Source organism: Mycobacterium sp. IDUB_17, from assembly GCF_055419465.1.
Window position 1 is genome coordinate 30,152 of the sequence record NZ_JBVAXS010000012.1, and the last position, 10,163, is coordinate 40,314.

Here is a 10,163-nt window from a genome sequence, read left to right on the forward strand (position 1 = left end):
CCGGGGAGAGAGGGCCGCCTATGCCCTGAGGGGCGGCGACCGACCCCCTCGGGTCGACCCGCCCCAGGGGGGTCACGCGGGCTCGGTCCACCAGCGCCGTTCGGTCACGAACGTGACCCCGGCGGGGAGCTGCTCGTCCGGGTCTTTGTCGGACTTGTCGCGGTTGCACTTGCGGTGTGCCGGCACGATGTTGTCGAGCACGTCACCGGCCGGCCCGGTGATGGCCAGCGGCTTGAGGTGGTCGATGGTGAAGCTCAGCGGGTCCAGGTGGTGAGCGTCGTAGTCGATGGGCTCGCCGCAGTGGTAGCACGGTGGCTTTGGCCCGAACGGGCTTGGCGGTAGTCCGCGGCTGATGATGCGGCGGTGCCGGTCGCGTGTCGTGGTGTTGCGCTGAACCTTTGCCCTGCCCCGGCCCGCTCGTCCTGTCCTCATCTCACCCCCGCTGAAGGTAGCTAGAAACGAGGAAACCCCCAGGTCTGAAGGGGTTCAGACATGGGGGTACCGACTCGAAAGGGGATACTAGCAGGTCAGGATGGACATATCCGCGCAGATCGTTTCGGGCGGTGTGTTGCTAGGCGACTCGCCTAGTTGCTGGCCCGGCTGGTGAGTTCACGGAACGTCTGGTCAATGCCCTGCTGCTCCATCTGGGCCAGGAGGTGGAACTGCCACGGAACCGGATTCATCCCGAGTAGGACCATGCCGTCGTACAGGCGCTCGGCATCGCCCGGCTTCATCACGATGCCGACCGCACGTAGAAGCTGCCACCACTTCCAATCAGGCATGGTGCGTACTCGGCGTTCAGCTGTTCGCTCAGCGGCCAGAGTTCCGAGTCCACGATGATGGCTTCGAACGTCCTCCCTCGATGCCCGCCGCCGCGCACCGATAGCGGTTCGAGTTCAGCACTCAGCTTGCCGGCCAAGACCGGGTCAGTGCGGATGATGTGCCGCGCCCGCTCCTTGCTGCCGGCCAGTACTCCGATGCTCATCCGAACGTCTGGCTGGCCACCGGAGCGGTGAGCGCTGTGCCACGGTCCACTGCCGTCACGGCGATCGACCGCAGCGGTTAGCGCCCCTGCGGCGAACATCGCGACCTCGTCGCGGATCATCTGCTTGATCTGCTCCCTGGACTCGTCATCGAACTCAATATGGACCGTCACGTCGTGGGTGTCAGGTGCTGATGCCATTTGCTTCCAAAGCCTTTCGGGTGAGTGATGTTGCAGGACAGCCGATCACGGCAAGTTGCCGATTTCGCCGACTCCGACGGGTGCGACGTTGAGGTAGCCGCTACGAACTGCGTACCGGAGCGCGTCGATTTCTTCGGCGAAGATTGCGTCGATGTGGGCGCCCATGTCGTGGTGGTAGCAGATCCACGCGAACGGCTCATCTGCGGGCACCACGGTTCCCAACCGGACCGTAGTTCCGTCCTCGCGGGTCCACTCAGCATTAGCGTTGTCGCTCATCGGTATTCGGTCCTTATGTCGGGTCGCTGGCGTGGGGTTCGCATTGCGCGTCCGTCCTCCGGGTATGACCTCGGCAGTCCCCAGCGCCAACGACGGTCTTCTGTCAGGTCAGCTCTTCGGCCGACATTGCGTTCTCGGTGCGGTGCTCATAGGCGCCGTACCCGCGACCGCGACCGTGGTAGGTGTAGGCGTACTCGACTAATCGCGGAGTCACGTGCGAACGCCAGAAGTTCCAGGGCAGCGCTGGCCACTCACCGATCGGTTGCATTGTCAGAGCATCAGCTGGGTTACTGGGAATGCTCTCGGGTTGTCCTGAGCCCCAGAGAAAGTCGTCAACCTGAACTCGTCATCGTCGCCCGCCTCTGCCCAAAGGTGTTCGACTGGCGTAGCGGTCTCGCTGGGCAGCTCCCCGGCGTCAAATCCGCAATGACGCAGCCAGCGATTGACCTCGGCGACGAACTCACTGGCGACGATATGCCCGTACCCCCAGAAGATTCCGCCATTCTCGTCCTCGATCAGGCCGAACCGAACGTCGTTGTGATCGTCGTCCTTGTCGAGCGTGACAAAGTGGTGTTCGTAGGTGGGCGTCTCGCTGTTCGTCATAGCTTTCCTCCTGTGATTGTTGGCCGATAAGTGCTCATTGCGTCAGTTCTTCACATCAGCCGGCCGGTGCCCAGCTCGGCGAGCTTCTCCCACACCAATCCCCAGTCCCCGTCGCCGTCCTCGCCGATCAGGTGATGCAGGCCGGTGATGTTCAGGACCATCTGGCATTGACTCTCGATGGTCTGCCCGAGCGTCTTGCAGGCCCCGCGAAGCCGCTCAACCTCGGAGACGAGATCCTCTACGAGCGTGCGTGATTCGGCGATGAACCGTGCGTCGGCCTCCATCTGGTCGTGGGACCGCCATGGCTCATTACCGCCGTAGGTTTCGCCTTCGGCAGCGTCCTCTTCGGCGTATTCGTCGGTTTCCATCTCGGCAATGGCGTGCTTGTACGAGGTGACGCCGGGGCTTTCAACGAGTAGCTCGGATGCGATCAGTTCGCCGTCAGTGCCCCAGGGGCCCTCGGTGGTGCCGTCCAGGGCCGCCTTGGCGCGGTCCAGGATGTCTTGTGGCTCAGTGGTTGTCATTTGATATCTGCTTTCTGTCGTCGGCTGATCTGGTTATCTCGCCGTAGGAGTCGGCGTGCGGTGTCGAAGCTGTAAAGGGCCCTATCTGCCTCCTGGACGCGGGTTTTGACGAACTCGCCTTGATGTAGGTAGCCGCGGGGCCTGAGCCTCTTTATGGCGATCCACCGGGTGATCAGTGCGGGTTTGACTGACTCCCCGGCGTTGTCGAGCGCTTCGAGCAGGGTGGGCTCGGTCATCAGGTCGCGGCTGGCGAGGGCTCGGCGCTGGTTTCGTGCTACGTCGATCTCTTGGCCGCATTTCGGGCAGTCAACGGTCCGGTCTCCCGCTTGTGCGTGGAGGATCTCGCCGCACTCGATCGTGTTGCCGGTGTCGTCGTGGCCGGTGATGGTGGGGCAGGGGCCGGCGAAGAGACGTTCCCGGCGGTCGATGGCGCGGACCAGCTCACCGCCCTTGTCGCCCGAGCCGACGAGCTGGTTGATGTCGCGGAAGACGTCACCGGCGCAGTGCAAGCGTGCGATGCCATCAACGTTGACCTGTAGCCAGCGGGCGAGATCGCCGGTTGCGATGGTGTCGAGTCCTGGCGGCCGGCGACCGGTGTGCTGTTCGGCGATCTTCTGGACCCAGCCGCGCAGCAGCTTTCGCGTCGAGCGTGCGGTTTCGACGGCGTCGAAGTCCATGACGTTGAGGTCCGACGCCCCGCGGCTGCGGCCGATGGTGCCGTGAGGTACTCGATCGAGCTTCTGGATTCGTGAGTCGAGGTCGTCGAGCAGCTCGGGGACGCGGTCGAGCATGTTGCGCAGCACGGTGGTGCAGTCGGTGCACAGGAACAGCTGTGATGGCCGCTTGCAGGCGCTGTTGAGGCACTCGGTTGTCATCGGGCGCCTCTCAGCAGTGCCTCGATCGTTTCGTCGTCGTAGTCCGCGCCCTGGGCGCCGGCCGCGGCTCGGCCGTGCTCCCAGGCGAGGATGGCTGCAGCACACTGCAAGCGGGTCCAGGCGGTGTCGACGTCCTCGGTGGTGGCCACGCCGACGACCTGCGCGACCGTGATGGCCGCCCACGCGCCGGCCGCGTTGAGGTATGCGGTTCGGGCACCGTCGAGGTCGAAGCTCAGGGGCTGGCGGGGGGCCAGCCCATCTAGCGGGGTCATCGTGTCGCCTCCGAGAGTCGTTGCCGGCAGGGGATTTTGCGTTCAGTGCCATCGGGGTAGCGGCAGAAATCCAGAGGCTTTGCACCGCAGTTCGAGCACTCTCGGTCGATGGCGCCGTCTGCGTATGCCTCGATGTTCGGGCCGGGGGTGCGGCGCCGCCGGCCAGGGCCAACGCCGTAGTACTTCACCTCGCTGTCGGTGCTCATCGGGCCGCCCTGACGTCGTGGAGCTGCTCGGCCAGTGCTGGCACCAGAGCGAGGGTTGCGTGGCCCTGCAGGGGCCGCTGGTGTTCGCATCGCTTGATGGGCTCGCCGTGTTCGTCGGTGATCCAGTTCGTGCCGCCGCAGTCCGGGCAGTTCTCACGGAGCTGCTCGCGATCTCGGCGCGTGCTCTGGTCGATCGCCACGTCGATCGCGGCCTGCTCGGCCTGCCAGGCCCGGAACACGCGGCCGGCGGCCTTGCATCCCCAGCAGCCGCGATCGGTTCCGTGCGGGTGCAGTTCGCAATACCGCGATGGAGCCTGGGGGGTGTGGGTCGGTTCGACGGGCGCTGGTGACGTACCCCAGTTACGTAACCCAAGTGAGTTTGGTGATTGTCTTGGTGGGAGGAACGGCTGTTCCGGTGATGGTGACGTGGCCGTTCCGGTGGTGGAGTTGTTCACAGGAACGGCGGTTCCGGTGGTGTGGTTATTCACAGGAACGGCGGTTCTGGTGGTGGAGTTGTTCACAGGAACCGTTGTTCCGGTGGTGGATTCGATCAGGACGATCCGGTAGACCGCTGCGCGGTGTGCGCGGGGGTTCTCCTCGGCGGTCTGTTCGATCAGCCCGAGATCGCGGCCACGTTTGATCGCGGACCGCACGGCACGTGTTGTGATGCCGCATGTTTCGGACAGCAGGATCTCGCCAGGGTGCGCGTTGGTGCCGTCGTCGTAGTTGGCGAACGTCTGCAGGGCCACCAGGACGGTCTTCTGCGTCGACGTGAGGTCGTTGTGGCCAAGTACCCGCCGAACCCATTGGCGGACAAGCTCTGGGCCCATACGGCGGCCGATGGAGGCCACTGTGGCTAGGGTTTTGTCGTCGGGATTGCTCACGCTGGATCACCTCCTGCCGTTGGGAATTCGTTCATGCGGTCAGTCCGATCTGTCGCTCACTCGGGATGGTGCGGTCGTACGGGAGTCGCTCACCGGGGCAGAGGGCTATCCCTGCCGAATCCCAGTGCGGCGCAATGAACTCAGAGGCGGTCGGGTGAACCACCTGCCAGCACACTGGACATGACTGCACCCGGTGCGCCGGGTGCCAGCAGTCCGGGCAGCGCGCCGGCAGGTTGGTCATTGCTATGCCTCGACCTCGGCGTGGTCATGCCAGCAGTTCTTGCGGTCGCAGAGTGACCACCGCTTGGACGACCATCGCCAGATCCAGACGCGCAAAACGTCTTTGCCACGCATCTCCCGCGCCTCGATATCGCGCCCCGGTTCGTTGCGCATGTGCCCGCGAGCGGCATATCGGGCCGCTCGGTCGCTGCCGTAGACGCCGAGAATCTCCAACGACTCCTCGTAGTCCTGGACAGGGTCAACGAGAACCCACGCCCGGTGACTGTGCTCAGTGGCAGTCATGACGCCACCGCAAACAGTGCGAGCTGCCCCACCAGCTCGGCGGTTTCGTCGACCACCGCGAAGCCGAGCGCCCGGTCCAGCAGGTCCTCAGTCCAGTCATGAACACGCCAGTACTCGGCGCTGGCTTCGGCCTCTTGCTGCTCGGTCGGCGGGCAGATCCGATCTTTCATCCACCCGTAGCCGCACGGCGTACTGCCGCAGCCGCAGAACCGACCCCGCAGCACCGCATTGGCCACGCTGGCGCGCTGGCAGGCTTTCAGCTCGTCAATCAGCTCGTCGGGGATCGTCTTGGCGTATCGGTTGATCTGCGCCGCCGTAACCGTGACGATCGCTCCATCCCACGGCGCGACGATCTTGCCGCGACCGCAGCTGAATCCGTGAGCGACCCAGTCTGGGCCGCCGCGGACCTTGCCGGCGGTGCTGGAGTACATCGACTTCATGAGGTCCGCGACCCCGCCTGGGCCGATCAGGCAGTCGCGCATTTTCCAGCCGCCGACCGCCCGCAGCAGCCATCGCTGATCCTCGGTCAGCACCGGCCGGGCCGTCATGCGGCGCCCTGCATTGCTTCGGCGATGCGCCGGCATCGGTACTCGATTTCGCCGCAGGCCCGCCAGTACTCAAGGGTTGCGACGATGGCGCGTATGTCGCGCTCGGCCAGTTCGTCGGTCGTCGTGATTGGCCGCCAGGTGACGTAGGACGCGACCGCGAGGCGGGCCGGGCGCTGTTCCTGGCCACCTACACCGCCCTCGCGATACAGGGCGAACAGCCGGCGCACCACGACGCCCGGAGCGTTAGGCGCCATGGCCGGCCCCCGTCAGCCAGAAGATGACGAGGGCCAGCTGCCACGTGTGCAGCAGGGCGAGGCGGTAGCGGACGTTGGACCCGAGCGTGCACACCAGGCCGTTCATGCGGCGTCCAGGATGCGCTCGACGGTCTTGTGGTGGACCCCGGTCTGGCGCGCTATGACGCTCGGTGTGCCGCCAGTTTCAGCGTGGGCGGCGAGCACCTGGGCGACCCGCTCGATCTCGATGCGCACACCGGCCCGCGCTGCGATGCGCTGCGCAGTGTCGAGGTGCGCACCGTCGTGTGCGGGGTGCGCGTGAAGGTGTCCGGTCTGCGTTTCGGTGCGCACCGTGTTGTGCACCTCGACGTGCACCGCCGCCGCGGGTTGTGCGTCATGGTGCGCAACCGGTTGCAGCTGCTCATCGCGTTGCGCGTTGGCGAGCGCCAGTAGTGCGATAGTGCTGACCGTCATGCCCAGGTCGATGATCAGCGGAACGATCCAGGCGATGAACACGGAAATGCCGGCCCATCCGATCACGAGGCCGAGCTGCGCGACGAAGTTGACGACGAACGCGCCGAAGGCGATCGCCACCGCGCCGCCCCGGGCCCACAGGTACGCGCTGCCGACGAGGCCAGCCTGCACTAGCACGTGCACCGCGTAGGTGGCGGCCAGCTGGATCATCACGATGACGAACGCGAGCACCGAGGCGATCAGGGGCGAGCGTGCGCTGCCGAGTACGGCGTGCGTGACGACGCCGAGGACGGACACCGCAGCGGAGCCGATCAGCCAGCCCCAGCAGAACCGCCGGGCAACGACGACATTGGTTTCGATGTTCAACATGCGCCGGCCTCAGGCGGTGAAGTCCGCGAGCGGATCGGCGTCAGGAATGCCGCGCAGCGTGAGCGGTTCACTCTTGCCGAACTCTTCGCGCCACTGCCAGACCCATTCGCCAAGGCCGTCGCCGGCATCAAGGTCACCGACAAGGTTGCGTGCGGCAATGGCCGCGACTTTCGGGTTGATGGTGCGCAGCACGGCGAGCAGGTAGATCGCCATGTAGCCCTCGCAGCTGGTGGCAATTTCGGCCATGCGGACCCGTGCGTGGTCGGGGTTGTCCCAGTCGAGGCCGTCCATGTAGTGCTTGCTGTGTTCGATCCACCAGTCGAGCTGCTCGCCGAGCAGGGTGCCGGCGGGATCGCGTTGGCGGGCGGCCTGCTTCTCCTCGTCGTCGCCCCACAGTTCGACCGGGCCGTCGTAGGCGTCGGCCATCTGCCAGTTCTGGATGATGTCGTAGGCCGCCTTGCGTGCGTCGTCGTTGGTGTAGAGGTGGTTGACGTCTGTGAAGTTCCAGTCGAACCCGGGCAGTTCGTCAACGAGCTTCTGTGCCAGCTTCTGGAGCTGGTAGCTGTAGTCCCCGTGCGAGACCAGGCGGCCGGTGCCCGTGTGGGTGAGCCGGACACCGCCACCGAAGTAGGGTCGGCCGCCTTCGTCGACATGAACAACCGGGGTGATCACCAGGTAGGGGCATGCCGTCAGCTCAGCGGATACCTCGACGGCGAAGGGGTCGCTCTTGTTTGCGCCGGCGGCCAACTGGATTGTGGTGGTGGTGAATTCGGTCATGAGAGTCTCCTGTGGGGGGATGGCGGTCAGCGCGTTCGGCGTGATCGCCGGGGGATTGGGCAGTTGTCGTGATGGCCTTGCCGCACGGGGTGCCAGCCGCAGCCTTCGCAGCGGCCGTACCGGCGGCATTCCTCGGTCGTGAACAGCACTCGTGGCGGTCCACTGGTCGAGGCGGCCGGGGTGGTCACCGGTTGATCTGGCCTCTGGTTTGGCACTTGCCGGCGAGATCGGCCGCCAGGCCCAGGACCATCGAGAGGGCCAGGGAGGTGCCGACCATGGTGTCCGTGCCAGTGACCAGCGACATGAGCGCGAAGCCCAGGGCGAAGCCGGCGGCCAGGCCGAGAGCGAGGCGGGCGGTCATCCGAGCGCCCCACCGCAGCCGCCGGGGCCGGCCACCGGCGGGAACGGTGACCCGTCAGAGATGATGCAGCGCAACGGTTGCCAGGCAAATCCGATGCGGTGCAGGTTGAGCCGAGTTCCGTCCGCGAAGGTCTTGCCCTCGCAGTAGCCGCCCCACGCCGAGCTGTTGCCCCCGCCAGGGCACCAGGTCGGCGGATTCGGGACGTACGGGTCCAACTGGACCGGCCGCGGCGCCGGGACAACCACGATGATCGGATCAGCGCCGGCCCGGGCTGCGGCGAACCCGACGCCGGTACCGGTGACCACGGCGAGGGATGCCGCGGCGGCGAGGATTCGGCCGGCGGTGCGCTTGTGCACGGTGATCATGCCGATACCGCCCATGCAGCCGATGCGCGTAGCGCGCTCTCGTATGCCTCTGCCAGAGCGTCGATCTCGGCGGCCATGGCCGGCGCGGTCGCAATGGGCTCTGGCGCGTTGACCGCGGCTGCGAGGATCTCGTTTGATGTTGATCGTTGAATGTCGACGACCCGCAGGCTTGCGGCGGTCATGTGGTGCCGGCCGCGGCCGCGGCGCAACACGCTGCGCTGCGAGGTTCTGCCGGCGAGCTGCTTTATCGTTGTTTCGGACACGGGAACTACCTCCTGTTGTTGATGGCCCGCCCCCGGCGCACACCGGGGCGCGGGCCGCTTACTTGGTGGTGATGCGGAAATCTGCGAGCAGTTCGTGGGCGACAGCAGCCCAGTCGCCGCCGGCCGCGTGCCACGAGGCGTGGATATGCGCGGTCAGGTCGTCCTCGCGGACAGGTAGATACGGTTCGGCCTCGGCCACCGCGAACTGGGCGGCGCGATCGCGCACGACGGCGACGACCGAATCGGTGAATGAACCGAGGTAGCGGCGGCAGTAGCTATCGACCAGTTCGGCGAGGTAGCCGAACAGGGCGGAATCGGGGAGATCCCCCGGGGAGGGCGACAGCGCAGAGGGGGAGTCGCCGTCGCTCACCTCCCCGGGGGCGGCCGCGTGCTGCAGCCCGTCAGCACGCGCCAAGTCGGAATCGGTTACTGGTGTGTCGACGTCGTAGCCGAGCCGGAACCGGCCCACCGCGTCGAACACGTTGCCCACCCAAGTCATCGCCGCCCCCTCCATCGAAGGCCGGCGCGGGCCGCGGTGATGCCGGCCAGGGCGAGAAGTCCGAGCAGGAACAGTGCGTCGGTCATGCCGTGCACCGCCCGTGATGACCGAGCCAACGGTTGAGCGCCGCGTAGTCGTCAATCCCCCCGGTGTCGGGGAACTCAAAGGACTCACCGCACGGGCAGGCGTAGTGAGCAACAGCCCTGGCGAACGCATCGCGGACCAGCTCGGCGTCAGTTGCGCGTCGGCCGGCCTCTTCGAGAGCCCCGAAGAACGCGGACGGCAGGGCCCTGTCGCCGGTGAGCTGGTCGATGCTGCGGAACGCCGGCGCAGTCACGCGCTGGCCTCGGTGATGGCAGCTTCAGCGTCCTCGGGCCGAATCCTGTACTGGCCGCCGGGAAGTCGGATCGACTTGATGCGTCCTTCGTTGAGGTACCGCTGAACGGTGCGCAGCGAGACCTTCCATCGCTGGGCAAGATCCGAAGGTGTCAGATAGCCATCAATATGGGATTTGGCCATGCGGCGAAGGTATGGCGATACGCCATAGAATGTCAAGCACGCCACGATCTATTGTCGTTGGTGACGTGATTGGCGTATCTTGACGTCTATGTCCATTGAGTTAGTTGATGCGCCAGACCCTAAAAAGCAGGGCAACGCCGTCATCGGCGAACGTGTTCACACCCTGATGTGGAGAACTGGCCGCACTCAAAAGCAGTTGGCCGCAGTGCTGAACGTTGACCAAGGGTCGATCTCGAATCGACTGAAGGGCAAGACGGCATGGACCGTTGTGGATCTCCTGGCCGCCGCCGCGTGGCTTGACGTGCCGGTCACCGACCTCATGCCAGAAGTCGAGCTGACCCCCGGCGATGGCGACGACGGGGGGGCTGCTGGTGCCCCCAGTAGGGCTCGAACCTACGACCTGCGGATTA

Annotated in this window: 22 protein-coding genes; 1 reads left to right on the forward strand and 21 read right to left on the reverse strand. The window is 65.8% G+C overall.

The genetic code is table 11. The features are described from left to right. Positions 1-72: 72 nt before the first annotated feature. From ACZYZ7_RS31510 to ACZYZ7_RS31610, 21 genes are all read right to left on the reverse strand, one after another. Positions 73-432: an HNH endonuclease gene (locus ACZYZ7_RS31510; protein ID WP_463742546.1), complete on the reverse strand. Its 360-nt coding sequence runs from the start codon at positions 430-432 to the stop codon at positions 73-75. 152 nt (positions 433-584) lie between these two features. Beyond that, entirely contained in the window at positions 585-737 is a 153-nt protein-coding gene (locus ACZYZ7_RS31515; protein ID WP_463742547.1) for a hypothetical protein, read from the reverse strand. Then, positions 734-1,183, reverse strand: coding sequence for a hypothetical protein (locus tag ACZYZ7_RS31520; protein ID WP_463742548.1), 450 nt, complete (start codon positions 1,181-1,183; stop codon positions 734-736). The genes ACZYZ7_RS31515 and ACZYZ7_RS31520 overlap by 4 nt, the downstream gene beginning before the upstream one ends. A 45-nt stretch (positions 1,184-1,228) precedes the next feature. Beyond that, positions 1,229-1,459 (reverse strand): hypothetical protein, encoded by a 231-nt coding sequence (locus ACZYZ7_RS31525; protein WP_463742549.1) that lies wholly within the window; start codon positions 1,457-1,459, stop codon positions 1,229-1,231. A 103-nt stretch (positions 1,460-1,562) separates the two neighbouring features. After that, entirely contained in the window at positions 1,563-1,727 is a 165-nt protein-coding gene (locus tag ACZYZ7_RS31530; protein ID WP_463742550.1) for a hypothetical protein, read from the reverse strand. Between the two features lie 2 nt (positions 1,728-1,729). Next, positions 1,730-2,062: a hypothetical protein gene (locus ACZYZ7_RS31535; protein ID WP_463742551.1), complete on the reverse strand. Its 333-nt coding sequence runs from the start codon at positions 2,060-2,062 to the stop codon at positions 1,730-1,732. A gap of 50 nt (positions 2,063-2,112) precedes the next feature. Continuing rightward, positions 2,113-2,586, reverse strand: a complete 474-nt coding sequence (locus ACZYZ7_RS31540) for a hypothetical protein (RefSeq protein WP_463742552.1) — start codon at positions 2,584-2,586, stop codon at positions 2,113-2,115. Next, complete coding sequence (locus ACZYZ7_RS31545) at positions 2,583-3,461, reverse strand: DUF1922 domain-containing protein (protein ID WP_463742553.1); 879 nt, start codon at positions 3,459-3,461, stop codon at positions 2,583-2,585. Before ACZYZ7_RS31545 ends, ACZYZ7_RS31540 begins: the two co-directional genes overlap by 4 nt. After that, the gene (locus ACZYZ7_RS31550) at positions 3,458-3,733 is read right to left on the reverse strand and encodes a hypothetical protein (RefSeq protein ID WP_463742554.1); all 276 of its coding nucleotides are present in this window, start codon (positions 3,731-3,733) and stop codon (positions 3,458-3,460) included. The genes ACZYZ7_RS31545 and ACZYZ7_RS31550 overlap by 4 nt, the downstream gene beginning before the upstream one ends. 202 nt (positions 3,734-3,935) lie before the next feature. After that, entirely contained in the window at positions 3,936-4,823 is an 888-nt protein-coding gene (locus ACZYZ7_RS31555) for a hypothetical protein (RefSeq protein ID WP_463742555.1), read from the reverse strand. Positions 4,824-5,066: 243 nt separating this feature from the next. Continuing rightward, entirely contained in the window at positions 5,067-5,345 is a 279-nt protein-coding gene (locus tag ACZYZ7_RS31560; protein WP_463742556.1) for a hypothetical protein, read from the reverse strand. Continuing rightward, positions 5,342-5,929, reverse strand: a complete 588-nt coding sequence (locus ACZYZ7_RS31565) for a hypothetical protein (protein ID WP_463742557.1) — start codon at positions 5,927-5,929, stop codon at positions 5,342-5,344. Before ACZYZ7_RS31565 ends, ACZYZ7_RS31560 begins: the two co-directional genes overlap by 4 nt. Further along, entirely contained in the window at positions 5,890-6,147 is a 258-nt protein-coding gene (locus ACZYZ7_RS31570) for a hypothetical protein (protein ID WP_463742558.1), read from the reverse strand. Before ACZYZ7_RS31570 ends, ACZYZ7_RS31565 begins: the two co-directional genes overlap by 40 nt. A 102-nt stretch (positions 6,148-6,249) precedes the next feature. Further along, a complete protein-coding gene (locus tag ACZYZ7_RS31575) occupies positions 6,250-6,969 on the reverse strand; it encodes a hypothetical protein (RefSeq protein WP_463742559.1) in 720 nt (239 codons plus the stop codon). 9 nt (positions 6,970-6,978) lie between these two features. After that, positions 6,979-7,746 (reverse strand): hypothetical protein, encoded by a 768-nt coding sequence (locus ACZYZ7_RS31580; protein ID WP_463742560.1) that lies wholly within the window; start codon positions 7,744-7,746, stop codon positions 6,979-6,981. A 184-nt stretch (positions 7,747-7,930) separates the two neighbouring features. Further along, positions 7,931-8,107, reverse strand: coding sequence for a hypothetical protein (locus ACZYZ7_RS31585; RefSeq protein WP_463742561.1), 177 nt, complete (start codon positions 8,105-8,107; stop codon positions 7,931-7,933). Continuing rightward, positions 8,104-8,472 (reverse strand): hypothetical protein, encoded by a 369-nt coding sequence (locus tag ACZYZ7_RS31590; protein ID WP_463742562.1) that lies wholly within the window; start codon positions 8,470-8,472, stop codon positions 8,104-8,106. The genes ACZYZ7_RS31585 and ACZYZ7_RS31590 overlap by 4 nt, the downstream gene beginning before the upstream one ends. After that, complete coding sequence (locus ACZYZ7_RS31595) at positions 8,469-8,735, reverse strand: hypothetical protein (protein WP_463742563.1); 267 nt, start codon at positions 8,733-8,735, stop codon at positions 8,469-8,471. Before ACZYZ7_RS31595 ends, ACZYZ7_RS31590 begins: the two co-directional genes overlap by 4 nt. A 58-nt stretch (positions 8,736-8,793) precedes the next feature. Next, a complete protein-coding gene (locus tag ACZYZ7_RS31600; RefSeq protein ID WP_463742564.1) occupies positions 8,794-9,234 on the reverse strand; it encodes a hypothetical protein in 441 nt (146 codons plus the stop codon). A gap of 82 nt (positions 9,235-9,316) precedes the next feature. Then, positions 9,317-9,571, reverse strand: a complete 255-nt coding sequence (locus ACZYZ7_RS31605; protein ID WP_463742565.1) for a hypothetical protein — start codon at positions 9,569-9,571, stop codon at positions 9,317-9,319. After that, positions 9,568-9,753, reverse strand: coding sequence for a helix-turn-helix domain-containing protein (locus ACZYZ7_RS31610; protein ID WP_463742566.1), 186 nt, complete (start codon positions 9,751-9,753; stop codon positions 9,568-9,570). Before ACZYZ7_RS31610 ends, ACZYZ7_RS31605 begins: the two co-directional genes overlap by 4 nt. A gap of 88 nt (positions 9,754-9,841) precedes the next feature. Between ACZYZ7_RS31610 and ACZYZ7_RS31615 the strand changes: the two genes are divergently transcribed. Further along, the coding region (locus ACZYZ7_RS31615) for a helix-turn-helix domain-containing protein (protein WP_463742567.1) at positions 9,842-10,163 on the forward strand (322 nt) is incomplete at its 3' end.